Here is a 24,754-nt window from a genome sequence, read left to right as displayed (position 1 = left end):
GGGGCTGTTCTCCGTGTCGCTGCGGGCGCGTCAATCGTGAAGGGGGTTGCTGATGGTGACGTAGACCGACTGGCTGTCGACGGGGCCGACGAGCTCGTCGAGACCGCTCAGGCGGGTGAGCAGGTTCGCCTTGCAGCGGAGGGTGGGCGAGTCGAGCAGCTGGGCGGGGAGCGGGCCGAGGCCTGCGGCCTTGCCGAGGAAGCGGCGGAAGGCGGCGAGCAGGACGCGTTCGTCGGCGAGCTGCTGTGATCCGAAGGCCCCGATGAGGCCGAGCACGTTGTTGATGCCCAGGTAGTAGGCGAAGCGTTCGTCGGTGACGGCGTCGGAGACGAAGGTGTCGCTGGCGTTGCCGATGCCGGGAAGCCGGTGCTCCAGTTCCGCGCGGTGGGACTCGCGGAAGTAGTAGCCCTGGTTGTCGCGGAAGCGGCCGCCGACGGGCCAGCCGGCGGGGTCGAGGAGCACCAGGGTGTTCTGCTGGTGCGCTTCGAGGGCGATGCCGGCGAGCGCGTCGAAGGCGAGCACGGGCCGTACGACGTGGTCGAGGTAGCGCAGGAACCACTCGGCGGCGACGGCGGCCCTGGTGCGCCCGGTCGCGGCCGCGAGCGTGGTGACGGCCTCGGCGAGCCGGGAGCTCATGGCATCGCGGCCGGGCCATGGGCGGGGGGAGGTGAGCGCGGCGATGCACACGGCGTCGTCGCCCGGACGGAAGGGGTTGTGGCGGAGCAGGGCGTCGAGTCCGGGCACGGGGGCGCCGTCCGGGGCGTCCACGGCGACCCAGGCGGGGTCGCGCACGATGTCGAAGCCGGGGTGGTCCGCCTGCCACTGCTCGGCGAGGCCGGTGCGCAGGAGGCGGTGCACCTCGACTCCGCGGTGGAGTTCCTTGCGGAGGTTCTCGCGGCGGGAGTTGGTGATGCGCAGGCCGAGGGACAGCTTGAGCATCGTGGGCGCGCCGGGGCGCAGGACGGTACGGACGGAGGAGGTCGGATACCACGGGTCGCCGTACGGGCCCAGGTCGTACAGCAGGCCGGCGTCGATGAGGGCGGTGACGGCGGGGCGTCGGAGCAGGTCGTGAGCCTGCCAGGGGTGGAGGGGAAGGGGGGTGGCACCGGCGGGGAGCGGAATGCCGGGGGCGAGGCGGCAGAGGAGCCGGGCGGCGGAGACGGGCCGTCCGCGCTCGGTCCAGGCGGAATCGGTGGCGAGGACGGAAGGGGCGACGGCGAACCAGTGGAGGGGAAAGGAGCCGTGCAGTTCGGGTGAGTAGCGGCGCACGTCGGCCTCGGAGAGCCCTTCGCGGCTCTTCGGGTCCGGCTGGAGGGGATGCCCGAGGAGGAGGGACTGCTCGGCGGTGAGGAAGCGGTCCTTCCCGATCGGGGCCGGGGCGGCGGGGCGTTGCCGGCGGTCGGCGATGAACTCGGCGGTGCGGCGCACCGAGTCGGCGACCCGGCCGACGAGGTCCGTGGCGGCGCCGACACCACCGGTGCCCTCGCGGGCGATGAGCGCGGCGAGGGTGACGGCGTCCAGGGCGGGGGCGTCGGCGGGGACGCCTTCGAGTCGCGCCGGGCCGAAGCGGTGCCAGCCGGACGGTGACCAGTGCCGGACGGGGGCGGTCAGTGCGGTGCCGGAGGCGGGGAGGGGGATGCGCAGGGGGGTCCCGGCGGGGCCTTGGGGACGGCCGAGTCCGGCTTCGCGGACCCAGCACCGGAGCAGGTTCTCCACAGCGGCGGCCTCGGCGGCGGCAGCCGGGTCGGGGTGGTCGAGGGGATCGGCCGGTGACCCCACCGTGGTCTGTCGGGCGGTCCGCGGGCCGGGGGTGCCGTCGTTCTGGCGCGGGACGGTGGCCGTGCCGGGGCGGGCCGCCACCATGGGCTCGGGCGTGCGTTGCGGTGCGGCCGGCGCCGGGTCGTCCCGAACGGGCTCCTCGGCCGGGCCGACCGGGGCGGCCCAGGACGGGCCGGGTTGTGGGGCGGTGAGCCGGCCGGTCGCCGAGCCGGACCCTGGCCTCGGCTCTTCTGCGGGGGTGGTGGTCGGCGTATCCGCGTGTCGCTGCGCGTCGGGCCCCGATAGGTGGCTTCGGGTTCCGCGTGGGGCGTCGCCGGGTCGGTTCGGCGGGGTGGACGGCGTCACTACGGAGTGCGGGGCCGCGAGGGGCCGGGCGGCCGCGGCGGAGGGGGATGCGGTCGGCCGTTCCGCCGGAGTCTCCCGGTAAGCCCCGAGTTCCCGGCTCGGGGTGGGCCGGACCCCGGACGGTGATCGGCCGAGCAGCGGGACCGGCCCACCGGCGTCCGAGCCGGAGGCACCCTTCGGGCGCGCCGTGGGGGACACGGGCGGCTGCCCGGCCGAACCCGTTGCCGCCACGGGGGTGGCGAACGCGCCGACTGGCGACTCCACCGCGCCCGGGGCGAGGGGCCCGGACGGATCCGCCCCTGAGGGGTGCGCGGTGGGACACTCCTGCGCCGAGGAGGTGGACGGCGCCGCCTTCCCGGGTCGGCCCGACCCAGAGGAGGCGGATGCCTCAGCCGACGGTACGGCCGAAGGCGACCCGGCGACCCGCAGCGTCGACCCGGTGGGGAGCGTGGACGGACCCGACGCCGTTGGGCGCCCCGGCGAGAGCGGCGCGGAAGGCACCGACGCGGAGGGGGCCGACCCGGTGGGGAACATGGGCAGGGCCGTCGCCGTGGGCTGCGTCGCACACGGAGCCGGGGCTGCCGAGGCCGACTCGGCGGGGGACGTGGACCCCATCGACACCCTGGGCTGCGCGAACGGAGCCGGGGCTGCGGAGGTCGCAGACGGAACCGGGGCGGGGAGTCCCGCCGCCCCCGGAGCTACGGCGGAAGGAGCCGAAGCCGACCCGCCGGGGGACGTGGACCCCATCGACACCGTGGGCTGCGCGAACGGAGCCGGGGCTGCGGAGGTCGCAGACGGAACCGGGGCGGGGAGTCCCGCCGCCCCCGGAGCTACGGCGGGCCCCGCCGGCGCCGACTCGGTGGGGGGCGTGGGCGGAACCGGCGCCGACGCAGCGGCGGATGGAACCGGCGCGGGCCTGGTGGAAGGCGCGCCCGGACCCGGCATCGGTGGGGGAACGGCGGACCACGTTGTGGCGGGTGCCGACGGGGCCGGCGCCGACGTACAGGCCGGCGTAGGCGCAAGCGGTGGCGGCGCGGTGGAGGGGCCGGGCATGGCCGGGGTCCGCGGGGAAACGGCCGACCACGCGGTGGCGGGCGCCCCTGGGGCTGGGGCCGACACCTCGGCGGGGGTGGGTAGCAGTGTCGCCGGCGTCGACCCGTGGTCGGGCGCGAGTGGGAGCGGGCCCGGGGCCCCGGCACGGGCGGGCCCGGGTGACACGGGAGCCGGCGCCGGCCCACACGCAACGGCTGGAGCGGGCGGACCCGGCGCCGACGCGTCGGCGGACGACGGTGGAAGCGGGTCCGGGGTCGGGGCCGTCGGCGGAACGGGCGGCCGTGCGACGGCGGGGGGCGGCGGCGCGGGCGCCGGCGCGCCGGTGGGCACGGGTGGGAGGGGGGCGGGAGCCGGAGCCGGCGCCGGTGCCGGTGCCGGTGCGTGGGCGGGGGTGGGATACGGGGTGGCGGGGGCGGGGTGCGGCTCGGGCATCGCGGGTCCTTGGGGATGCGGGTCAGGGGAGCCGGCGGGCGGCGGCCGGGATGGCGTCGGCCAGGCGGTCGAGTACCGCGAGGGCCTGCTCGTCGGTCAGGGTCAGCGGGGGCAGCAGGCGGACCACGGCGCAGTGGCGACCGCCGAGTTCGACGATGAGCCCCCGGTCCAGGCACTCCTGGCGGACGGCCGCGGCGAGGCCCGGTGCGGCGGCGCCGGTGTCGGGGGCGACGAGCTCGACGCCGATCATCAGGCCCCGTCCGCGGACGTCGCCGATGCACGGGTGGTCCCGGGCCAGGGCCCGCAGGGCGGTCAGCATCCGCTCGCCCAGTACGGCCGCGCGCTCCGCCAGCCCGTTCTCCCGTACGAAGGCGAGCGTGGCGGTACCCGCCGCCATCGCCAGCTGGTTGCCGCGGAAGGTTCCGGCGTGGGCCCCCGGGGCCCAGACGTCGAGCCCCGCCCGGTACACGATCACCGCGAGGGGCAGGCTGCCCCCGATGGCCTTGGACAGGACCATCACGTCGGGCACCACCCCGGCGTGGTCGACTCCCCAGAAGGCCCCGGTGCGGCCCACCCCCGTCTGCACCTCGTCGGCGATGAGCGGGATCCCCCGCGCCTCGGTGATCCCCCGCATCCGACGCAGCCAGGCGTCCGGGGCGGGGACGACTCCGCCCTCCCCCTGCACGGGTTCGACGATCATGCCGGCGGGTGCGGGCACCCCGCCCTTGGGGTCGTCCAGCAGGTTCTCCGTCCACCGGGCGCCGAGTTCGGCGCCCTCCGCGCCGCCGACGCCGAACGGGCAGCGGTGGTCCCTGGGGTACGGCAGCCGGGTCACGCGCACGTCCGGGGCGCCGCCCGAGGCGCCGAGGGCCCCGGCGGTCATGCCGTGGTACGCCCCGGTGAAGGCGAGCAGCCCGTCCCGCCCGGTCGCGGTGCGGACCAGTGTGAGCGCGGCCTCCACGGCGTCCGTGCCGGCGGGCCCGCAGAACTGGATCCGGGCGTCGGCGGCCAGCGCGGGCGGCAGGTTCGCGAACAATTCGGTGGTGAAGGCGTCCTTGACCGGGGTCGCGAGGTCGAGCACGTGCAGCGGGGCCCCGGAGTCGAGCACTCCCCTGATGGCTTCGAGCACCACCGGGTGGTTGTGGCCGAGGGCGAGGGTGCCGGCGCCGGAGAGGCAGTCGAGGTAGCGCCGCCCGTCGGCGCCCTCGATGGTCAATCCCCGCGCCCGCACGGGCACGACGGGCAGGGACCGCGCGTACGTCCGCGCGGCGGACTCCCGTTGTGCCTGGCGGCGCAGGATGCCGTCACGCAGGGTGCCGCCCGGGGCGCCGGCCCCGCCCGCTCCCCCGCGGCCCGCCTGCGACGGGACCTGCGACGGGACCCCGGTCGCATCCGCGCTGCCCGCGCCTTCCGCGGCAACGGCAGCGCCATAGGCACCGGCACCGGCACCGGCACCGGAGTCAACAGGGGCAGCGGCAGCGGCACCGGCCTCGGCCGGCTCGGTCAAAGCCACGAGTGTCGGACCTCCCGCACGGATCGCTCCTCAGTCTGCTCTGCTCTGTTCTTCCGGACTGCACGTCGAACACGCACGCTGCTCCCCCATCCCCCGTACGTACCAACGACGATGGCGGCGACGGATCACGGGTGGCCCCAAGATCCTTGCGCGGTAAGGGCCGAGAGCAAGGAACCGTCGCCCCGGCCTGTGTCGTCCTCGGCGGCAGCGGCATAGTGGGGAGCTGCACTCCACGCCTCGAATCCACCAGGGGGACGAACGACATGCGACCGAACCGACCGGTCACCGCGATACTGTGCGCGGCCGCGCTCGCGCTGACCGCAGCGGCCTGCGGCCCCGGCGACGGGGAGGCCGGCGGCGACGCCAAGCCGACCGTGGCGGCGAGCCTCCCGTCCGGGGTGGACGGGATCAAGATCCCGGACCAGCTCAAGGACAAGCTCAAGGAACACGGCATCGACCTGGAGAAGTGGAGGGGCGGTGCGTGGAAGGACTGGAAGAAGGAGGACTGGCTCCGCGAGGCCGGCGACTACATCAACCCGGTCATCGAGGGCTTGTGGGACCCGGACCGGATGCGTGACGCCGAGCAGCCGCAGCGCCCGGTCGTCGACCCCGACGCGGGCAAGGACCAGGGCGTCAGCGACCCCGCCCCCGCGGCGGTGGCCGCCAAGCCCGTGAACGCGCCGTACCACGGCAGTGTTCCGGAGGCCGGCAAGGTCTTCTTCGACGGCCCCGAGGGCTCGATGGTCTGCTCGGCGACCGTGATCAAGGACCCCGCCCACCCGGGCAAGTCCAACATGGTGTGGACGGCCGGGCACTGCGTGCACGCGGGCAAGTCCGGCGGTTGGTACCGCAACATCGCGTTCGTCCCGTCATACAACAACGCCGGCAAGCCCTCGGCGCAGCTCAAGGGCGCGCCCCGCGAGCAGGTGGCCCCGTACGGCGTGTGGTGGAGCGACTGGGCGCAGACCTCCGACCAGTGGATCGCCACGGGCGGTCCCACCGGCGGCGCTGGGGCCCCGTACGACTTCGCGGTGCTGCACGTGACCCCCGAGAGGGGTGGCACCAAGTCCCTTGAGGAGACGGTCGGTTCGGCGCTTCCGGTGGAGTTCGAGGCCCCGGCCGTCCCGAAGGTCGCGAAGATCACGGCGACGGGCTACCCGGCGGCAGCCCCGTTCGACGGGCAGAAGGCGTACCAGTGCGCCGACAAGCCGGGCCGGCTGTCGCTCAGCGCGACCGACCCGGTGATGTACCGCATCGGCTGCACCATGACCGGCGGTTCCTCCGGCGGTGGCTGGGTCGCGGCGGGTGCCGACGGCAAGCCGGCGCTGGTGTCGAACACCTCGATCGGCCCGGCCAAGGCGGGCTGGCTGGCCGGACCCCGGCTGGGTCCGGAGGCGAAGGGCATCTTCGACGCCGTCAGCGGCAAGTTCAAGTAGCCGGGTCGGGCGGGGGCGGCAGCTCCGGCCCGCGTTCCCGTGCACGACGGAGGGCCCCCGCACCGCGCGGGGGCCCTCCGTCGTGCCGCGTCCACCGCCGCCGCGCCCTGCCGGGCGGGCGAGCGGCGCGCGGGCGTACTACCTCTTCGCGATCCGCGTACTACCGCTTCGCGAGCGCGTACGGAGCCAGGTCCGCCGCCAGCTCCGGGTGGACCCGGGCCTTGAGCAGGGTGCCCTCCGCGGTGTGCTCCTCGGAGATCACCTCGCCCTCGGCGTGCGCCTTGGCGATGAGCGAGCCGAGCGTGTACGGCACCAGGGCCTCCACCTCGACCTCGGGCCTCGGCAGCTCGGAGTCGATGAGCGCGAGGAGTTCCTCGATGCCCATGCCGGTCCGCGCCGAGACGGCGATGGAGTGCCGCTCGATCCGCAGCAGCCGCTGCAGGACGAGCGGGTCCGCCGCGTCCGCCTTGTTGATGACCACGATCTCGGGCACGTTGACCGCGCCGACCTCGCGGATGACCTCGCGCACCGCCGCCAGCTGCTCCTCCGGCGCCGGGTGCGAGCCGTCCACGATGTGCAGGATGAGGTCGGAGTCGCCGACCTCCTCCATCGTGGAGCGGAACGCCTCGACGAGGTGGTGGGGCAGGTGCCGGACGAAGCCGACGGTGTCGGCCAGGGTGTAGACCCGGCCGCTCGGCGTCTCGGCCCGGCGCACGGTCGGGTCGAGGGTGGCGAACAGTGCGTTCTCCACCAGGACGCCCGCGCCCGTGAGGCGGTTGAGCAGCGAGGACTTGCCGGCGTTGGTGTAGCCGGCGATGGCGACCGAGGGGACCTTGTTGCGGCGCCGTTCCTGCCGCTTGATGTCGCGGCCCGTCTTCATCTCCGCGATCTCCCGGCGCATCTTCGCCATCTTCTCGCGGATCCGGCGCCGGTCCGTCTCGATCTTGGTCTCACCGGGGCCTCGGGTGGCCATGCCGCCACCGCCGCCGCCGCCCATCTGCCGGGAGAGCGAGGCACCCCAGCCGCGCAGTCGCGGCAGCATGTACTGCATCTGCGCGAGCGCGACCTGGGCCTTGCCCTCTCGGGACTTGGCGTGCTGGGCGAAGATGTCGAGGATCAGGGCGGTCCGGTCGACCACCTTCACCTTGACGACGTCCTCAAGGGCGATGAGCTGGCCGGGGCTGAGCTCGCCGTCGCAGACGACCGTGTCGGCGCCGCTCTCCATGACGATGTCGCGCAGTTCCCGCGCCTTGCCCGAACCGATGAAGGTGGCCGGGTCCGGCTTGTCCCGGCGCTGGATCACGCCGTCGAGTACGAGGGCACCTGCCGTCTCGGCGAGGGCGGCGAGCTCCGCGAGGGAGTTCTCGGCGTCGATCACCGTGCCGGAGGTCCAGACGCCGACGAGTACGACGCGCTCCAGGCGGAGCTGCCGGTACTCGACCTCGGTGACGTCTTCCAGCTCGGTGGAGAGGCCGGCCACGCGGCGCAGGGCCGCGCGCTCGGAGCGCTCGAACTGCTCGCCGTCCCGGTCTCCGTCGATCTGGTGGCTCCAGGCGACGTCCTCTTCCATCAGGGCATCGGCCCGAAGGCTCTCGGTGAAGCTCGGCGAGTCCGGCACGTCCTGTGCGTCCCGCGCGTCCTGGGAAGGGGAGGAAGAGGAGGTCATTGGATCCTTACATCGATTCGAATGGGGCGGCGGCGCCGGGGACCGGGCGCCGCCCGTGCCGGCACGTACTCCCGGCACACTGTCACGTCCAACGTGTCACACCACCGGGAGATTCCCCGAACGCGCCCGTCGATGGTGACATGCCCGTTCCCGGCCAGTCACACCCTTTTCCCTGCGGACGGCCTCTACCCGGCCTTCCTCGCGGGGGCGGGGACGGCGGCCGGCCCGCTCCACTCCGGGTGCCCGGGCATCGAGGGGGTCGTCTTCCCGTAGAGCCAGGGCTCCAGGAAGGCGCCGAGGTCGCGGCCCGCCTCCTGGGAGGCCAGGCGGACGAAGTCGTCGGTGCCGGCGACGCCGTCGCGGTGCTCCGCCACCCACCGCCGCTGGATCCGGTCGAAGGCCCGGACCCCGATCTCCTGACGCAGCGCGTACAGGACCAGGGCGGCCCCGTCGTACACCACGGGCCGGAACAGCCCGATCTTCTCGCCGGGCGCGGCGGCCTTCGGGGCGGCCGGGGGTCCGCCCGCCGCGCGCCACTGGTCGGAGCGCTGGTACGCCTCGCGCATGCGCCGCTCCAGGGAGTACGTGCCGAGCCCGTCGGCGTAGAGGGCCTCGTACCAGGTGGCGTGTCCTTCGTTGAGCCACAGGTCGGACCAGGTGCGGGGCGAGACGCTGTCGCCGAACCACTGGTGGGCGAGCTCGTGCACCATCACGGACTCGACGTACCACTCGGGGTAGCCCTCCCCCGAGAAGAGGCTGTGCTCGAAGAGGGAGAGCGTCTGCGTCTCCAGCTCGAACCCGGTCGTCGCCCGCGCGATCAGCACCCCGTAGTTCTCGAAGGGGTAGCGGCCGACCCGCTCCTCCATCCACGCGATGTGCCCCGCGGTCTTCCTCAGCCACGGTTCCAGCCGCTCCCGGTCCGCCGCGGGCACCACGTCGCGCAGCGGCAGGCCGTGCGGTCCGGTGCCGTGGACCACCGCGGAGCGGCCGATGGATACCTGGGCCAGTTCGGTGGCCATCGGGTGCACGGTCCGGTACGTCCAGGTGGTCCCGGCGGCCGAGCGGCGGGCCGGCAGCGCGGCGGGCACCCCGTTGGTGACGGCCGTGAGCCCGGCCGGGGCGGTGATGCGGAAGGTGAAGTACGCCTTGTCGGCGGGGTGGTCGTTGCAGGGGAAGACGCGGTGGGCGGCGTCGGCCTGGTTGGCCATGGCCAGGCCGTCCTCGGTGGGGACCCAGCCGCCGTCGCCGCGCCCGCGCGGGTCACTGGTGTGCCGGACGGTGATGCGCAGGGAGGCTCCTTCGGACACCGCGCGCTCGGGAGTCAGGACGAGGTCCTCCCCCGCGCTCTCGAACCGCGCCGGCCGGCCGTTGACCTCGGCGGAGGCCACGGTGCCGTGGGTGAAGTCGAGGTTGATCCGCTCCAGCGGGCGCAGGGTACGGGCGTCGATGACGGTGACGGCCTGGAGCGGGGTCCGGTTGTCCTGGTACGTGAAGGAGAGGTCGTACGCGAGGACGTCGTAGCCGGGGTTCCCGAGCTCGGGGAAGAGCCGGTCCCCGATGCCCAGGGGCTGCGGCGGGGGCAGCACGGCGGCGACGAGGGTGAGGGAGGCCGCCGCGAGCAGGGCGGCGCGCAGGCGGGGGGAGGTGAGCTGCATCCACCACCGCTACCAGCGTGGGCCGCGCCGCCGCGCACGGCGCGCGCCGGGGCCACCCGAACGGGGTCTTCCGGCGTTGACCCGGCGTCCCTGCGGCGCAGGCGCTCCTCCGTGTCCCGCCGCGGCTCCCGTGCGGCCGGCAGCCGTGCATCCGTGCTGCGGGCGGGCCCGGGTGCGCGGCTACGCCCTGCTGACGTCGTACACGCCCGGCACGTCGCGCATGGCCCGCATCAGCGCCGGCAGTCCCGCCGCGTCCGGCAGCTGGAGCGTGTAGGTGTGCCGGACCCGCTGTTCGACCGGGGCCTCCACGGTGGCGGACACGACCTCGACCCCCTCGCGGGCGATGGCCTCGGTCAGATCGGCCAGCAGATGAGGGCGGCCGAACGATTCAGCGACCAGGGTGACCCGGCAGTCCGCCGTCGCCCGCCAGTGCACGGCGACGGAGCCGCGGCCCACCGCGCGCATCCGGGCCACGGCCTCGCACTGGACCCGGTGCACGGTCACGGCCCCGCCCCTGACCACGAATCCGGCGACCGCGTCCGGCGGGACGGGCGTACAGCACCCCGCCAGCCGGACGGTGGCGTCCGGCAGGTCGGCGACGGCGTTGCCACCGCCGCCCCGGGCCCCGATCACGGAGAGCGGCGCCCGCGCGGCCGTGGTGGTGGCCATCGCCCGGTCGGGGTGGGAGTCCAGCCAGCTGCTGATGGCGATCCGGGCGGCCGGGGTCCGGGCGTGGTCCAGCCACTCGGCGGCGGGCCCCGAGGAGGCGTCCTGCGCGAGCAGGAGCTGCACGGTGTCCCCGTCGGACAGCGGGGAGGACAGGGAGGTGAGGCGCCCGTTGACGCGGGCGCCGATACAGCCGTGGGCCGCTGCGCCGTGCTGCGCGTAGGCGGCGTCGATGCAGCTGGCGCCGGCGGGCAGGCCGAGGGTGCCGCCGTCCGCCCGGAAGACGGTGATCTCGCGGTCCTGCGCGAGTTCGGCGCGCAGCACGCTCCAGAAGGTGTCGGGGTCGGGTGCGGACTGCTGCCAGTCCAGCAGCCGTGACAGCCAGCCGGGGCGCGTCGGGTCCACCCGCTCCTCGTACGGGTCCGCCGCGGCCTCCGGGGTCGCGGCGGCGTACGGATTGCCGAGCGCGACGACCCCCGCCTCCGCGACGCGGTGCATCTGCCGGGTCCGCACGATGACCTCGGCGACGTACCCCTCGGGGGTGGCCACGGCGGTGTGCAGCGACTGGTAGAGGTTGAACTTGGGGACGGCGATGAAGTCCTTGAACTCGGAGACGACCGGGGTGAAGCAGGTGTGCAGTTCGCCGAGCACTCCGTAGCAGTCGGCGTTCTCCCCGACCAGGACGAGGATCCGGCCGAAGTCGGAGCCGCGCAGTTCGCCGCGCTTGAGGGCGATGCGGTGCACGGAGACGAAGTGCCGCGGGCGTACCTGGACCTCGGCGGCGATGCCGGCCTCGCGCAGGACGGTCCGTACGGAGTCGGCGACGGCGGGCAGCGGGTCGCGTTCCCCCGCGTGGGCCGCGATGAGGGCGCGGGTGCTCTCGTACTCCTCGGGGTGCAGGATCGCGAAGACGAGGTCTTCCAGCTCGGTCTTGAGGGCCTGGACGCCGAGGCGTTCGGCGAGCGGGATGAGGACGTCCCGGGTGACTTTGGCGATGCGCTCCTGTTTCTCGGGGCGCATGACGCCGAGGGTGCGCATGTTGTGCAGCCGGTCGGCGAGTTTGATGGACATCACGCGGACGTCGTTGCCGGTGGCGACGAGCATCTTGCGGAAGGTCTCGGGTTCCGCGGCGGCGCCGTAGTCGATCTTCTCGACCTTGGTGACGCCGTCGACGATGAAGCGGACCTCGTCGCCGAATTCCTCACGGACCTGATCGAGGGTCACGTCGGTGTCCTCGACGGTGTCGTGGAGGAGGGAGGCCGTCAAGGTGGTGGTCTCGGCGCCGAGTTCGGCGAGGATCAGGGTGACGGCGAGCGGATGTGTGATGTACGGCTCACCGCTCTTGCGCATCTGGCCCCGGTGCGAGGTCTCCGCGAGGAGGTAGGCCCGCCGCAGGACGGACAGGTCCGCGTCCGGATGGTGGGCGCGGTGCGCCTCTGCCACGTGGCCGATCGCGTCCGGGAGCCGGTCGCGGGACGTGGGGCCGAGCAGGGCGGCGCGCCCGAGCCGGCGCAGATCGAGCCTGGTCCGGCCCCGTCTGCGGAGCTCTGGGCGCGCTTCGGAATGTGCTTCGGGGTTCGTGGCCTCTGCACTCATGGGCACCTCCGGCGGCTTCGACCGGCGGTGGTGGGCATGGGGTGAGCCCTCAGGGCCGGTGCCTGATGTTACCGACCCCACCACGTGGCGCAGTCCACCTCTCGCCGAGCGTGAAACGGATCACCCATTGGAGGGAAGCTTCAGCCGAAAGCCGTTTCGGTGAGCCAGGCCGTGTCGAACTGCCCGGCGGCCACGATCACGGCCGGTCCGGTCATGTCGATCCGCCCGTCGGGGTGCTCGGTGATGACGAGCGTCCCGCCCGGGAGGTCGACGGTGTACGTGGCCGGCTCCCCGGTCGCGGCCGGGTCGACCCCGTCCCGGCGGATGGCGGCCACGGCGACGGCGCACGCGCCGGTGCCGCAGGAGCGGGTCTCGCCGGAGCCGCGCTCGTGGACGCGCATGGCGACGTGCCGGGGGCCCCGGTCGACGACGAACTCGACGTTGACGCCGGTCGGGTAGGCGGAGGCCGGGGTGCAGGGCGGGGCGGTGAGCAGGTTGCCGGCGTCGTCGAGGCTGTCGACGAAGGCCACGGCGTGCGGATTGCCCATGTTCACGTTGCGGGCGGGCCAGGAGCGGCCGCCGACGCTGACCGTGACCTCGCCCTCGGGGAACACGGCGCGGCCCATCGAGACCGTGACGTCGCCCGTCTTGTCGAGGTGCACCCGCTTGACGCCGCCCCGGGTGGCGACCGCGAGGTCGCCGGGCTCGACGTGGCCCGCGTAGTGGAGGTAGCGCGCGAAGACGCGGACGCCGTTGCCGCACATCTCCGCGACGGAGCCGTCGCTGTTGCGGTAGTCCATGAACCACTCGGCCTCGGCGGCCAGGTGCGCCGCCTCGGGGTGCGCGGCGGACCGCACGACGTGCAGCACGCCGTCCGCGCCGATGCCGGCGCGCCGGTCGCACAGCTTCGCGACGGCGGAGGCGGGCAGCTCGACGGTGTTCTCGGGGTCCGGGACGATCACGAAGTCGTTCTCGGTGCCGTGGCCCTTGAGGAAGGAGAGGCTGGTCTGCGTCACCCGCCCATCGTAGCGAGGCCCTGCTCAGCGGGCCGGAGCGGTCCACCGGCCGGGCGGACCGGCTCCACGGTCGTACGGGCGTCACGGGCGTAAGGGGTCCACGGGCGTACGGGCTCCATGGGCGCCCGGGCCCCGTGGTCGTACGCGCGCCGGGACTGCGGGGGCGCTCAGCGCAGCCGGGCGACCCGGTAGACGGCGAGGGCCACGAGCGCGGCGGCCATCAGGGCGTACAGCGCGGCGATGCGCCAGTCGGGACGGCGGCCGCTGCCCCGGGCCGGGAGTCCGGGCCAGGTGTAGCCGACGCGGCGCGCCGCCATCATGCCCCAGCCGCCGGCGCAGCAGCTGATCAGGAAGCCGAGCATGGCGACGACTGCTCCGCCGTCGCCGAACTCGAAGGCGAGCGGGAAGGCGAACATCAGCGAGCCCGTCGCGGCGAGCATCACGATGGGGGCGATCTGCCACAGGCGCAGGCGGCGCTGCGGACGCAGCTCGACCTCGAACTCCGGTCCGGCCGCGGCCGCAGCGGAGTCCGGCGCGTCGGGACCGTCGGGAGTCAGGCGTGCGGGGTCGGCGGGCAGCCCGAGCCCGTCGGGCGTTTCCGGGGCGGCAGCCGAGTCCGGGCCGCCGGGCCCGCCGGAGCCGTCGAGAAGCGTCGGGTCCGCTTCTCGCCGGGTGTCGTCCCGCCCGGTGTCACGAGGGCCGGCCTCCATCGCCACACGCCCTCCCCACTTAGGACTTCGTACGCCGCGTTCACCGCCGGTGGCGTCACCGGCTCGAGTTTGATGATGGCACGTCGCCGACCCCCGAACGGGCGCGCGGGGCGTCCCGATGCCATCACGTGATCAGGCTGTGACCGCTCGTTCGACCAACGACTGCGCGAGTCCGGGGAGTTCCCTCCGGTCTGCGGCGGCGCCGCTGAGCCAGTGCACGCGCGGGTCGCGCCGGAACCACGAGTCCTGGCGGCGGGCGAAGCGCTTCGTGGCACGCACCGTCTCGGCCCTGGCCTCGTCCTCGGTGCACTCCCCCGCCAGCGCGGCGAGCACCTGCTGGTAGCCGAGGGCTCTGGAAGCGGTGATTCCGTCACGCAGGCCGCGAGCCTCCAGCGCGCGGACCTCGTCCACCAGGCCGTCGTCCCACATCCGGTCCACGCGCCGCGCGATCCGCTCGTCGAGCTCCGGTCGGGCCACGTCGACGCCGATCTGCACGGTGTCGTAGACGGACTCGTGGCCGGGCAGGTTCGCGGTGAAGGGGCGGCCGGTGATCTCGATGACCTCCAGCGCGCGGACGATGCGGCGGCCGTTGCTCGGCAGGATCGCGTGGGCGGCGGCCGGGTCGGCCGCGGCGAGCCGGGCGTGCAGGGCGCCGGAGCCGCGCAGGGTGAGCTCCGCCTCCAACCGGGCGCGGACCTCGGGGTCGGTGCCGGGGAACTCCATGGCGTCCAGGGCCCCCCGTATGTAGAGCCCGGATCCGCCGACGAGGACCGGGGTGCGGCCCTGGTCGAGGAGCTTGTCGATCTCCAGCCGGGCCAGGCGCTGGTACTCGGCGACGTTGGCCGTGTCGGTGACGTCCCAGACGTCGAGGAGGTGGTGCGGGACGCCGCCGCGCTCCTCCTTCGTCAGCTTGGCGGTGCCGATGTCCATCCCCCGGTACAGCTGCATGGAGTCCGCGTTGACGACTTCGCCGTCGAATTGGCGGGCCAGGGCTACGCCCAGGTCGGACTTTCCGGCCGCGGTGGGACCGACGACGGCGATGACCCGCGCTGCGGGGGCTGCTTTCCTCACTGCCCCAGTCTCGCAAACACCGGGGCGTGTACCCGATCGGGTGACGTGACGAGGTGGGGCCGGGTTCGTTGCCCTGGCGAGGTTCCGGCCGGGCGCACGGCCGGTGGAGGCCGGTCCGGTCAAGGCGGAACTTCACTCGCACGAGAAACGTTATGGGAGTAGACATGGGCGTTTTTGATCGGTTTTTCCGTCGTAAGGACGAGGTTGCGACCGAGGAGGTCGCGGCCGAGACCCTGACGGCGGAGTCCGTCGGGGCCGAGGGTGGGACGGTTGTCGCGGAGACCCCGGCGGAAGCCGTGGAGATCCCGAAACAGCAGTCCGCCGACGTGGCCGCGGACCGCGAAGCCGGCGAGGGCGCCCGTACGTAGGTACCGCGACTGGAAGGTGACCCATGGGTCTGCTGGACAATCTCAAAGCCAAGCTCGCACCGGCGAAGGGCAAGGTCGGCGACCTCGCCCAGCAGCACGAGGGCAGGATCGGCCAGGGCTTGGAGAAGGTGGCGAAGGCCGTGGACTCCAAGACCAAGGGCAAGTACAGCGGCCAGATCGCCAGCGGCGCGGGCAAGGCCAAGGATGCCCTGGGCAAGATCGCGCACAAGGACACTCCCGGCGGGCCGACGCCGCCGGCGGCCTCCTGACGCGGTCGAGCGAAGGGGCGCGGGATCAGCCGATCCCGCGCCCCTTCGCCATGTCCGTCAGGACCAGGCGGCGACGAAGTAGCCGACGCCGTACGGGGCGTCCTCGTACAGCAGCCGGCCCGCGAGGCCCGCACCGGACGCGGCTCCGGCCAGCACCTGCCAGGGGGCCCGCCCGGCGGCCATGAGCTCGGCGGCGAGCTCGGCGTCGAGGGCGGCTAGCGCGCCCGTATCGGCGGCACCGAGGGCGGCGGCGGCGGTCGCGTCGAAGGCGGCGGCGCGCTCGTCGAGGTAACCGGGGGCCTTGAGCGTGCGGCAGGCACTGCCGTCGCCCAGCACGAGCAGTGCGACCCGGGCGTCGCGGGCGGCGAGTTCCCGACCGGCCGCCAGGCACGCCTCGGTGTCCAGGCCCTCCGCGACCCCGAGCCCCTCGACCGGGGCGGAGCCCCAGCGGGCCCGACCGAGCAGCCAGGCGCCGACGGCGAGCGAGGGCGGCAGCAGGCGCGGCCCCTCCTCGCCCTCCCCGAGCCGTACGTCGGACTCGACCCCGAAGCCCCGGAAGCCGCCCCGGGCTCCCTGGGGGTAGGGCCCTTGGTGGTCCGGGTCGGCGGCACCGACGACGACCAGCAGGTCGGGTCGGGAGGCGGCGAGCACCGCCAGTGCGTCGGAGCAGGCGGTGCGGGCGTCGCCGAGTTCGGCGGCGGCCCCCGCGGCGACCTCCGGCACGAGCAGCGGCGGGGCAGGACAGACGGCGGCGGCTACGAGCATGATCCGCAGCCTAGCCGGACCACCCCCGCACCGAGACCCCAAGACGTCTTCCGACCCGAGGCGGAGGGCCACCCCGGGACGTCCCCGCATGCCGCCAACCCCGCACCGACCAGCAGCCCGGGTCCGACCCGCACCGACCAGCAGCCCGGGTCCGACCCGCACCGAGCCCAGCGACGGGGCCCCCGTCCGGTCAGGACGCCGCGCAGCCTGTCGTCGCCGCCGGCAGGGGCGCCGGGACCCCCAGCGTCGGAATGCCGAGCATGACACCGGCCGGCTGCGCCGGGGCGGCGTTGCGCTTCTCCCACGCGTCACCGGCCCTGGTGCGGCGCACGGTCCGGGTCGGCCCCTCCGCCAGCAGGTGGTGCGGAGCCGCGTACGTGATGTCGACGGTGACCACGTCGCCCGGGCGGACCTCCGCCTGCGGCTTCGTGAAGTGGACCAGGCGGTTGTCGGGGGCCCGCCCCGAGAGGCGGTGCGTGGCGCCGTCCTTGCGGCCCTCGCCCTCCGCGACCATGACCTCCAGCGTGCGGCCGACCTGCTTCTTGTTCTCCTCCCAGGAGATCTCCTCCTGGAGGGCCACCAGGCGCATGTAGCGCTCCTGCACGACCTCCTTGGGGATCTGCCCGTCCATGTCGGCCGCGGGGGTCCCGGGCCGCTTGGAGTACTGGAAGGTGAAGGCGTTCGCGAAGCGGGCCTCGCGCACGGTGTGCATCGTCTGCTGGAAGTCCTCCTCCGTCTCGCCGGGGAAGCCCACGATGATGTCGGTGGAGATCGCGGCGTGCGGAATCGCGGCGCGGACCTTCTCGATGATGCCGAGGAACCGCTCCTGGCGGTACGAGCGGCGCATCGCCTTGAGGATCGGGTCCGAGCCGGACTGCAGCGGCATGTGCAGCTGCGGCATGACGTTCGGGGTCTCGGCCATCGCCGCGATCACGTCGTCCGTGAAGTCGCGCGGGTGCGGGGACGTGAAGCGGACCCGCTCCAGGCCCTCGATCTGCCCGCAGGCCCGCAGCAGCTTGCTGAACGCCTCGCGGTCGCCCAGGTCGGAGCCGTACGCGTTGACGTTCTGGCCGAGCAGGGTGATCTCCGAGACGCCCTCGGCGACCAGGGCCTCCACCTCGGCGAGGATGTCGCCGGGACGGCGGTCCTCCTCCTTGCCGCGCAGCGCCGGGACGATACAGAAGGTGCAGGTGTTGTTGCAGCCGACCGAGATCGAGACCCAGGCGGCGTACGCGGACTCGCGCCGCGTCGGGAGCGTGGAAGGGAAGGCCTCCAACGACTCGGCGATCTCGACCTGCGCCTCTTCCTGGATGCGGGCGCGCTCCAGCAGCACGGGGAGCTTGCCGATGTTGTGCGTGCCGAAGACCACGTCGACCCAGGGGGCCCTCTTGACGATGGTGTCGCGGTCCTTCTGCGCGAGGCACCCGCCGACGGCGATCTGCATGCCGGGGCGCTTCGTCTTCATCGGGGCCAGCCGGCCGAGGTTGCCGTACAGCTTGTTGTCCGCGTTCTCGCGGACCGCGCAGGTGTTGAAGACCACGACGTCGGCGTCGCCGTCGGAGCCCTCGGGCGCCCGGACGTAGCCGGCGTCCTCCAGCAGACCGGAGAGCCGCTCGGAGTCGTGCACGTTCATCTGGCACCCGTAGGTGCGCACCTCGTAGCTTCTCTTCACGTCCACTGCCTGGCTCCGGTCGCTGCTGGTCATACGACAAGGGTAGGTGGTGCCGGGAAGGCCCCGGGCCCCTCGTGGGCCCCGCCCCCGCGGAAGGCCCGTGACAGAACGAGGGGCGGGTGGCAGGATCGCGCCATGCCTCTCGTACCGCCGCGTGTCAGCAGGCGCCATGCCCTGCGGGCACTGGTGGCGGTGCTCGCTGCGCTCGGTGTGCTGGTGTGGTGGCTGGAACCGTTCGCGGAGCCCGAGCTGGAAGGCGAGCTCGCCTTCAGTACGGGCGTACGGACCGGGGTGTACCACCGCTACGGGCAGCTGCTGGAGCAGGAGCTCCGGCGGGACATGCCGGGGATGAAGGTACGGCTGGATCCCAGCGAGGGTTCGCAGCAGAACCTCCAGCGGGTGGCGGCCGGGGAGGCGGACTTCACGGTGGCGACGGCGGACGCGGTCGCCAAGTACCGGATGGACGGCAAGCCGGGAGCGGGACGGTTGCGCGGGCTCGCCCGGCTCTACGACGACTACGTGCAGCTGGTGGTGCCCGCCGGCTCCCCGGTGCAGTCGGCGCGCGACCTGCGGGGCAAGCGGGTGGCGATCGGCCAGCCGGGATCCGGCGTGCGGCTGATCTCGGAGCGGCTGCTGACGGCGGCCAAGCTGGACCCGGCGCGCGACATCACCCCGGTGTCGATAGGGATCGACACCATGCCGACCGAGCTGGAGGCCGGGCGGATCGACGCCTTCTTCTGGTCCGGCGGCCTTCCGACGAGCGCCGTGCGCGAGCTGTCGGAGCGGTTCGACATCCGGCTGGTGCAGCTCGGCGACCTGGTGGAGCAGTTGCAGGGCGGCGGGAGCCCGGCGCGGTACTACCGGGCCGCGGTGATGCCGCAGGACGCGTACAAGCTGGCGCGGAACACCAGCGCGGTGGCGACCGTGGCCGTGCCGAACCTGCTGGTGACCACGGCGGGCACGGACGCCCGGCTGACCGAGCGGTTCACACGGACGGTGATCCTCAGCCGGGACGACATCGGGCGCCAGGTGCACGCGGCGCAGCTGGTGGACCTGCGGACCGCGATCTACACCGACCCCCTGGACCTGCACGAGGGCGCGGGCCGCTACTACCGCTCGGTCAAGCCCTGACGTTCCCCGCCGGTCACGAGGACAGCAGCGTCGTCGCGGCCGCCGCCGCGCCGATCAGGCCCGCGTCGGTGCCCAGGGCGGCCGGGACCACCGTGAGGTTCCGGACGAAGGACAGCGTGGCGTAGCCCGCGAGATGGGTGCGGATCGGGGCGAACAGCGTCTCTCCCGAGGCGGCGACGCCGCCTCCGACCACCGCGATGTCGGTCTCGACGAGGGTCGCGGTGGCGGCGATGGCCGCGGCCAGTGCCCGACCCGCGCGGTCGAAGGCGGCCAGGGCGATCGGGTCGCCGGCCTCGGCCGCCGCGGCCACGCCCGCCGCGGAGGCGTCGCCGGACCCGTCCGCCGCGGCGTCCGGGGTCCAGCCCCGGTCCGCCGCCCAGCGGGCGATCGCGGTGCCGGAGGCGAGGGACTCGACGCAGCCGCGCCCGCCGCAGATGCACGGCTCCCCGTCGAAAGCCACGCTGATGTGGCCGATGTGACCCGCGTTGCCCGTCGGGCCGGGGTGGAGCTGGTTGTTCAGGACGAGACCGCCGCCGACTCCGGTGGAGACCACCATGCACAGGGCGTTCGCGTGGCCCCGGGCAGCGCCGAGCCAGTGCTCGGCCGCGGTCATCGCCACGCCGTCGCCGACCAGGACGGTCGGCACGTCGGCGCCGCGCGCCGCGAGTTCCGCCGAGACCCGCTCCTGGACGGGGAATTCCCGCCACGCCCCGATGTTGACCGGGCTCACGGTGCCCCGGGAGGCGTCCACGGGGCCGGCGCTGCCGATCCCGCAGCGTGCCACCGCACCCCACAGCGGCGAGGCGGCCAGGTCGGCGACGACCTCGGTCACCGCCGCCATCACCGCGTCCGCGTCCGCGCCGCGCGGAGTGGGGCGGCGGGTGGTGGCCGTCATCGTGCCGTCGGGGTGCACCAGCGCACCGGCGATCTTCGTCCCGCCGATGTCGATCGCCACGCTCGGACCGGCCGCGGAGGCGGCGGCCCGCGGAGTGGGCAGGGGGGCGGTGGGGTTGATCACGGTGGCGGCTCCAGGGGGTTTCAGGATTCAGTATGCGCCGGTGGCGGCGCCGTCCTCCGGCCGGGCGGGAGCCTGGCCGCCCGCTCTCCCGGACCCGGGCGGCACCTGCGGGACGGCCCTGCACCTCCCGGCGGTACCGCGCGCGGCCGGGAGCGGGCGGTGGCTTCGAGGTCCGCGCCGGCGACGAGGCGTACGCGCTCTCGGCGCCGGCGCAGGACGACGCTCTCCTGCCGAGCGGCCACCGGCGACCGGTCCTCGCCGAAGCCGGGAAGGGTCGGCCGCCGCTCGCCCGCGTACGGCCCGTGCCGGTCAGCGCGCGTGGGGTTCGGTGCGCGGTACGGCCACGGTCACCCGTAGCCCGTGCGGCGGGTTCGTCTCGTACGAGAGGGATCCGCCGCCCGCGGCGAGCAGGGCCCGGGAGATCGACAGGCCCAGCCCGGAACCCTTGACGTTCTGGTGCCGGCCGCTGCGCCAGAACCGGTCGCCCACGCGCAGGAGCTCCTCCTCGGTGAGACCGGGGCCACGGTCGGCGACGACCACCTGCACGGTCCGTCCGGCCGCGACGACCGACACCTCCACCTCCTCACCCGAAGGGGTGAACTTGAGGGCGTTGTCGATGACGGCGTCGAGCGCGCTGGACAGGGCGACGGGATCGGCCCAGCCGGCGACGGCGGTCCGGCCGGTCCCGGTGAGCCGTACGCCCTTCTCCTCGGCGTAGGGGCGCCAGGCGGCGATCCGCTCGGCGGCCAGGTCGCCGATGTCGGTGAGGCTGATCTCGGCGGAGGTGTGCTCGGCCAGGGCCAGGTCCAGCAGGTCGTCGAGAACCTGCGCGAGGCGCTTGCCCTCGGTCCGCACGGAGGCGATCTCCTCGTTCCCCTCGGGGAGTTCGAGGGCGAGCAGCTCGATCCGCAGGAGCAGCGCCGCGAGCGGGTTGCGCAGCTGGTGGGAGGCGTCCGCGACGAACGCCCGCTGCTGTTCCAGTACCTCTTCGACGTTGTCGGCCATCTCGTTGAACGAGCGGGCCAGCCGCTGGAGTTCCGGCGGGCCGCCGCCGGCCGCGACGCGCGAGTTCATCCGCCCGGTGGCGATGCCGTGGGCCGCCGCGTCCAGGGTCCGTACGGGCTTGAGCACCCAGCTGGTGAGCCGCAGGGCGGCGCCGAAGGCCAGCAGCATGGCGGCGGCGAGGCCGCCCGCGATGACCAGCCAGCCCTCCAGGATCCTGCCGCGCATCAGATCGGTGGGTGATTCGGTGGCGACGACGGCGACCACGTCCCCGTCGAGGACCACCGGGGAGACGACGAGCAGTTTGCCCCGGGTCTGCCAGGGCCAGACCTGGGGCGGATCGTGGCTGCGGCGCCCCGCGAGCGCCTCGTCGAAGGCCTCCCGGCCCTCGCCGGACTTCGGGAGCTCCCACCAGCCCGGGGCGCGGGCCATCGCGTCGTCGTCGCGGAGGAAGATGCCGACGCGGATGCCGTAGAGCTCCTGGTAGCGGGCGAGTTCGTGCTGGAGGGTCGCGCGGCGCTCGTCGGCCCCGCTGGAGCCGGATCCCTCGGCGTCGACGACGAACTGGGCCAGCGCGGCGAAGCGGGCGCTGTCGTCGATGCGGTCGACGACCACCCGCTGCTGCTGCGCGGCGGCCAGGCTCGCGGCGAGCGGGAAGCCGAGTGCGAGCAGCACGCCCGCCATGAGGACGACGAGCAGGGGAAGCAGCCGGGCGCGCACGGTGGGGGGCCGCTAGGGGGCGGCCGGGGTGACGAGCCGGTAGCCCACCCCGCGGACGGTTTCGATGAGGGCGGGCATGCGCAGCTTGGAGCGCAGGGAGGCGACGTGGACCTCCAGGGTGCGCCCGGTCCCCTCCCAGCTGGTGCGCCACACCTCGCTGATGATCTGCTCGCGGCGGAAGACGACGCCGGGCCGCTGGGCGAGCAGGGCCAGCAGGTCGAACTCCTTGCGGGTGAGCGGCACGTCGGCGCCGTCCACGCTGACCCGGCGGGTGGGCAGCTCGATGCTGACCGGACCGAGCCGGACCAGGGCGGGGATGCCGGTCCCGGTGGCGGAGGTCTCCTCGGAGGCGCCGGTGCGGCGGGCGACGGCGTGGATCCGTGCGAGGAGTTCACCGGTGTCGTACGGCTTGACGACGTAGTCGTCGGCGCCCATGTTCAGGCCGTGGATCCGGGACCGCACGTCGGCCCGCGCGGTGACCATGATGACGGGCGTGGCGGTGCGCTTGCGGATCTTCCCGCAGACCTCGTAGCCGTCCTGGTCGGGCAGGCCCAGGTCGAGCAGCACGACCCCGAAGGGCGGCGCGTCGGCGGGCAGTAGGGCCTGCAGGGCCTCCTCGCCGCTGCGGGCGTGGGTGACCCGGAAGCCGTGCCGTGCGAGGATCGCGGACAGGGCGGCGGCGACGTGGTCGTCGTCCTCGACGAGCAGCAGTCTCATGTCGTCCCCCTCTCCTTTCCTCTTCGGTGACTTCTTCGGTGACTTCTTCGGCGGTTTCCCGGGTGGTTCCGTACGCGGGGCCGCCGCGCGCGGTCGGGGGCCACCCTGCATCCACGCCGATACGGACTCCCACGTCAAGAGGGTTCCGGCCCGGCGCGGCTTCCGTTACGCACCCGGTACGACCGCACCTGCGGTCCGGGCGGTGCCGCGCACGGAGCGTATCCGCAGGAGGCCGGATCGTTATGCTCAATTCTCCCTCAGATGTGATGACGATGTGCGCGCCACGTCACTACTGTCCTCCCAACCGAGGAGGACGGAGCAAGAAGCCGATGAGCGGAGTATCAGTGACCAAGGACGTGCAGGACGCGGCCGGTGCCGCGGACGACCTGGTCGTACTGAGCAACGTCAACAAGCACTTCGGCGCGCTGCACGTGCTTCAGGACGTCGATCTGAGCATTGCCCGCGGTGAGGTCGTCGTCGTGATCGGTCCCTCGGGATCGGGCAAGTCCACGCTGTGCCGGACGATCAACCGTCTGGAGACCATCGACTCGGGCACCATCACGCTCGACGGCAAGCCGCTCCCGGCCGAGGGCAAGGAACTGGCCCGGCTGCGTGCGGACGTCGGAATGGTCTTCCAGTCGTTCAACCTCTTCGCGCACAAGACGGTGCTCCAGAACGTCATGCTGGGCCAGCTCAAGGTCCGCAAGACCGACCAGGCCGCCGCCCGCGCGAAGGCGGTCGCCCTGCTGGACCGGGTGGGCGTCGGCTCGCAGGCGGACAAGTACCCGGCGCAGCTCTCCGGCGGTCAGCAGCAGCGTGTGGCGATCGCCCGCGCGCTGGCCATGGAGCCGAAGGTGATGCTCTTCGACGAGCCGACCTCGGCCCTCGACCCGGAGATGATCAACGAGGTGCTGGAGGTCATGCAGCAGCTCGCCCGCGAGGGCATGACGATGGTCGTCGTCACGCACGAGATGGGCTTCGCCCGCTCCGCGGCCAACCGCGTCGTCTTCATGGCCGACGGAAAGATCGTCGAAGAGGCCACGCCCGAGCAGTTCTTCAGCAACCCCCGCAGTGACCGCGCCAAGGACTTCCTGTCGAAGATCCTGCACCACTGACGGTCGCGTCTGGTAGGCATCCGGTGGCGGATCACCACCGCAGCCGTTCCTGTCCGCGGTTCATCCGCCGCAGTCGTCACTCGTCAGCCAACACCGTCTCATCCGAGGGAAGTTCACCATGAAGATCTCCAAGGCCGGTGCGGCCGCGGCCGTCGCCGTCGCCCTCGCCCTGACCGCGACCGCCTGTGGCGGCGGCGACAAGGGTGCCACGGGCAGTGGCACCAAGGACAAGGTCGTCATCGGCATCAAGTTCGACCAGCCGGGTCTGGGCCTGAAGACCCCGGACGGCAAGTACACCGGTTTCGACGTCGACGTCGCGACGTACGTGGCCAAGGAGCTCGGCTACCAGCCCGACCAGATCGAGTGGAAGCAGGCCGTCAGCGCCGAGCGCGAGAACCTGATCTCCAACGGCGACGTGAAGCTGGTCGTCGCCACCTACACGATCAACGACAAGCGCAAGGCGAAGGTCGACTTCGCCGGCCCGTACTTCCTGGCCCATCAGGATCTGCTGGTCCGCGCTGACGACAGCTCGATCACCAAGGCCGAGGACCTGAACAGCAAGAAGCTGTGCTCGGTCGCCGGTTCCACCTCGGCGCAGAACGTCAAGACCAAGCTGGCCCCCAACGCCGACCTGCGCGAGTACCCCGGCTACAGCGAGTGCCTCACGGGCCTCGAGAACAAGTCCGTGGACGCGCTGACCACGGACGGCTCGATCCTGGCCGGCTACGCGGCGCAGGAGAAGAACAAGGGCAAGTTCAAGCTGGCCGGTCTGAAGCTGAGCGACGAGCCCTACGGCATCGGCCTGAAGAAGGGCGACACCGAGCTCCAGTCCAAGGTCAACGCGGCACTGAAGAAGATGGTCGCGGACGGCTCCTGGCAGAAGGCCGTGGACGCGAACCTCGGCCCCGCCGGCTACAAGGCCGAGCCGGCCCCGCAGATCACCGAAGGCAGCTGATTCATCGGTGAGGAACGCCGCCGCACGCCCGTCACGGGGCGGCGGCGTTCCTCACCGGCCATCCTGGGGAGAGCGCAGGGCAAC

At 73.6% G+C, this 24,754-nt stretch carries 19 protein-coding genes; 6 read left to right on the top strand and 13 right to left on the bottom strand.

From position 1 onward, the window contains the following. Positions 1-30: 30 nt before the first annotated feature. Both ACWFQ8_RS23810 and ACWFQ8_RS23805 read right to left on the bottom strand, forming a co-directional pair. On the bottom strand, positions 31-1,863 hold the full coding sequence (locus ACWFQ8_RS23810) for an IucA/IucC family protein (RefSeq protein ID WP_453788271.1): 1,833 nt from the start codon (positions 1,861-1,863) through the stop codon (positions 31-33). Positions 1,864-3,631: 1,768 nt separating this feature from the next. Then, positions 3,632-4,921, bottom strand: coding sequence for a diaminobutyrate--2-oxoglutarate transaminase family protein (locus tag ACWFQ8_RS23805; RefSeq protein WP_453788286.1), 1,290 nt, complete (start codon positions 4,919-4,921; stop codon positions 3,632-3,634). 464 nt (positions 4,922-5,385) lie between these two features. Between ACWFQ8_RS23805 and ACWFQ8_RS23800 the strand changes: the two genes are divergently transcribed. Then, positions 5,386-6,558 carry a trypsin-like serine peptidase gene (locus ACWFQ8_RS23800; protein ID WP_453788270.1) on the top strand — a complete coding sequence of 391 codons (1,173 nt, stop codon included), beginning with the start codon at positions 5,386-5,388 and terminating at the stop codon, positions 6,556-6,558. A gap of 160 nt (positions 6,559-6,718) precedes the next feature. Here ACWFQ8_RS23800 and hflX read toward each other — a convergent pair whose 3' ends face one another. The 6 genes from hflX to miaA form a co-directional block, all read right to left on the bottom strand. Beyond that, positions 6,719-8,224: a GTPase HflX gene (hflX, locus tag ACWFQ8_RS23795; RefSeq protein WP_453788269.1), complete on the bottom strand. Its 1,506-nt coding sequence runs from the start codon at positions 8,222-8,224 to the stop codon at positions 6,719-6,721. 185 nt (positions 8,225-8,409) lie between these two features. Next, positions 8,410-9,879 carry a M1 family metallopeptidase gene (locus ACWFQ8_RS23790; protein WP_453788268.1) on the bottom strand — a complete coding sequence of 490 codons (1,470 nt, stop codon included), beginning with the start codon at positions 9,877-9,879 and terminating at the stop codon, positions 8,410-8,412. A 180-nt stretch (positions 9,880-10,059) separates the two neighbouring features. Then, the gene (locus tag ACWFQ8_RS23785; protein ID WP_453788267.1) at positions 10,060-12,141 is read right to left on the bottom strand and encodes a RelA/SpoT family protein; all 2,082 of its coding nucleotides are present in this window, start codon (positions 12,139-12,141) and stop codon (positions 10,060-10,062) included. Positions 12,142-12,281: 140 nt separating this feature from the next. Continuing rightward, on the bottom strand, positions 12,282-13,157 hold the full coding sequence (gene dapF, locus ACWFQ8_RS23780; protein ID WP_453788266.1) for a diaminopimelate epimerase: 876 nt from the start codon (positions 13,155-13,157) through the stop codon (positions 12,282-12,284). A 167-nt stretch (positions 13,158-13,324) separates the two neighbouring features. Continuing rightward, complete coding sequence (locus tag ACWFQ8_RS23775) at positions 13,325-13,867, bottom strand: hypothetical protein (RefSeq protein WP_453788285.1); 543 nt, start codon at positions 13,865-13,867, stop codon at positions 13,325-13,327. Between the two features lie 132 nt (positions 13,868-13,999). Beyond that, on the bottom strand, positions 14,000-14,938 hold the full coding sequence (gene miaA, locus ACWFQ8_RS23770) for a tRNA (adenosine(37)-N6)-dimethylallyltransferase MiaA (protein ID WP_453788265.1): 939 nt from the start codon (positions 14,936-14,938) through the stop codon (positions 14,000-14,002). 164 nt (positions 14,939-15,102) lie between these two features. Here miaA and ACWFQ8_RS23765 point away from each other — a divergent pair, with 164 nt between their 5' ends. Then, entirely contained in the window at positions 15,103-15,306 is a 204-nt protein-coding gene (locus ACWFQ8_RS23765; RefSeq protein ID WP_453788264.1) for a gliding motility protein, read from the top strand. A gap of 23 nt (positions 15,307-15,329) precedes the next feature. Beyond that, on the top strand, positions 15,330-15,575 hold the full coding sequence (locus tag ACWFQ8_RS23760; protein ID WP_453788263.1) for an antitoxin: 246 nt from the start codon (positions 15,330-15,332) through the stop codon (positions 15,573-15,575). A 57-nt stretch (positions 15,576-15,632) separates the two neighbouring features. On the opposite strand, the gene ACWFQ8_RS23755 is transcribed toward ACWFQ8_RS23760, so the two are convergent. Beyond that, positions 15,633-16,340: a hypothetical protein gene (locus tag ACWFQ8_RS23755; RefSeq protein WP_453788262.1), complete on the bottom strand. Its 708-nt coding sequence runs from the start codon at positions 16,338-16,340 to the stop codon at positions 15,633-15,635. 190 nt (positions 16,341-16,530) lie between these two features. Then, entirely contained in the window at positions 16,531-18,045 is a 1,515-nt protein-coding gene (gene miaB / locus ACWFQ8_RS23750; protein ID WP_453788261.1) for a tRNA (N6-isopentenyl adenosine(37)-C2)-methylthiotransferase MiaB, read from the bottom strand. A gap of 102 nt (positions 18,046-18,147) precedes the next feature. Here miaB and ACWFQ8_RS23745 point away from each other — a divergent pair, with 102 nt between their 5' ends. Then, positions 18,148-19,143 carry a TAXI family TRAP transporter solute-binding subunit gene (locus ACWFQ8_RS23745; RefSeq protein ID WP_453788260.1) on the top strand — a complete coding sequence of 332 codons (996 nt, stop codon included), beginning with the start codon at positions 18,148-18,150 and terminating at the stop codon, positions 19,141-19,143. A 13-nt stretch (positions 19,144-19,156) separates the two neighbouring features. On the opposite strand, the gene ACWFQ8_RS23740 is transcribed toward ACWFQ8_RS23745, so the two are convergent. From ACWFQ8_RS23740 to ACWFQ8_RS23730, 3 genes are all read right to left on the bottom strand, one after another. Beyond that, positions 19,157-20,140 (bottom strand): ROK family protein, encoded by a 984-nt coding sequence (locus ACWFQ8_RS23740; protein WP_453788284.1) that lies wholly within the window; start codon positions 20,138-20,140, stop codon positions 19,157-19,159. A 330-nt stretch (positions 20,141-20,470) separates the two neighbouring features. Beyond that, positions 20,471-21,883 (bottom strand): sensor histidine kinase, encoded by a 1,413-nt coding sequence (locus ACWFQ8_RS23735; RefSeq protein WP_453788259.1) that lies wholly within the window; start codon positions 21,881-21,883, stop codon positions 20,471-20,473. 12 nt (positions 21,884-21,895) lie between these two features. Next, complete coding sequence (locus tag ACWFQ8_RS23730; protein WP_453788258.1) at positions 21,896-22,600, bottom strand: response regulator transcription factor; 705 nt, start codon at positions 22,598-22,600, stop codon at positions 21,896-21,898. Between the two features lie 329 nt (positions 22,601-22,929). On the opposite strand from ACWFQ8_RS23730, the gene ACWFQ8_RS23725 reads away from it, so the two are divergent. Then, positions 22,930-23,715: an amino acid ABC transporter ATP-binding protein gene (locus ACWFQ8_RS23725; RefSeq protein WP_453788257.1), complete on the top strand. Its 786-nt coding sequence runs from the start codon at positions 22,930-22,932 to the stop codon at positions 23,713-23,715. A 118-nt stretch (positions 23,716-23,833) separates the two neighbouring features. Next, complete coding sequence (locus ACWFQ8_RS23720) at positions 23,834-24,670, top strand: glutamate ABC transporter substrate-binding protein (protein ID WP_453788256.1); 837 nt, start codon at positions 23,834-23,836, stop codon at positions 24,668-24,670. The last annotated feature ends 84 nt before the right edge of the window (positions 24,671-24,754 follow it).

It is taken from the genome of Streptomyces sp. NPDC055254, from assembly GCF_053606025.1.
This window is presented reverse-complemented; position numbering and strand designations above follow the sequence as displayed.

Excerpts from the sequence above, each read along its gene's own strand:
- ACWFQ8_RS23720 (WP_453788256.1), top strand. The coding sequence starts at position 23,834 with ATGAAGATCTCCAAGGCCGGTGCGGCCGCGGCCGTCGCCGTCGCCCTC.
- miaB (WP_453788261.1), bottom strand. The coding sequence starts at position 18,045 with ATGACCAGCAGCGACCGGAGCCAGGCAGTGGACGTGAAGAGAAGCTAC.
- ACWFQ8_RS23745 (WP_453788260.1), top strand. The coding sequence starts at position 18,148 with ATGCCTCTCGTACCGCCGCGTGTCAGCAGGCGCCATGCCCTGCGGGCA.
- ACWFQ8_RS23775 (WP_453788285.1), bottom strand. The coding sequence starts at position 13,867 with ATGGAGGCCGGCCCTCGTGACACCGGGCGGGACGACACCCGGCGAGAA.
- ACWFQ8_RS23810 (WP_453788271.1), bottom strand. The coding sequence starts at position 1,863 with ATGGTGGCGGCCCGCCCCGGCACGGCCACCGTCCCGCGCCAGAACGAC.
- ACWFQ8_RS23725 (WP_453788257.1), top strand. The coding sequence starts at position 22,930 with ATGAGCGGAGTATCAGTGACCAAGGACGTGCAGGACGCGGCCGGTGCC.
- ACWFQ8_RS23765 (WP_453788264.1), top strand. The coding sequence starts at position 15,103 with ATGGGCGTTTTTGATCGGTTTTTCCGTCGTAAGGACGAGGTTGCGACC.
- ACWFQ8_RS23760 (WP_453788263.1), top strand. The coding sequence starts at position 15,330 with ATGGGTCTGCTGGACAATCTCAAAGCCAAGCTCGCACCGGCGAAGGGC.
- hflX (WP_453788269.1), bottom strand. The coding sequence starts at position 8,224 with ATGACCTCCTCTTCCTCCCCTTCCCAGGACGCGCGGGACGCACAGGAC.
- ACWFQ8_RS23790 (WP_453788268.1), bottom strand. The coding sequence starts at position 9,879 with ATGCAGCTCACCTCCCCCCGCCTGCGCGCCGCCCTGCTCGCGGCGGCC.
- ACWFQ8_RS23755 (WP_453788262.1), bottom strand. The coding sequence starts at position 16,340 with ATGCTCGTAGCCGCCGCCGTCTGTCCTGCCCCGCCGCTGCTCGTGCCG.
- ACWFQ8_RS23730 (WP_453788258.1), bottom strand. The coding sequence starts at position 22,600 with ATGAGACTGCTGCTCGTCGAGGACGACGACCACGTCGCCGCCGCCCTG.
- ACWFQ8_RS23800 (WP_453788270.1), top strand. The coding sequence starts at position 5,386 with ATGCGACCGAACCGACCGGTCACCGCGATACTGTGCGCGGCCGCGCTC.
- ACWFQ8_RS23785 (WP_453788267.1), bottom strand. The coding sequence starts at position 12,141 with ATGAGTGCAGAGGCCACGAACCCCGAAGCACATTCCGAAGCGCGCCCA.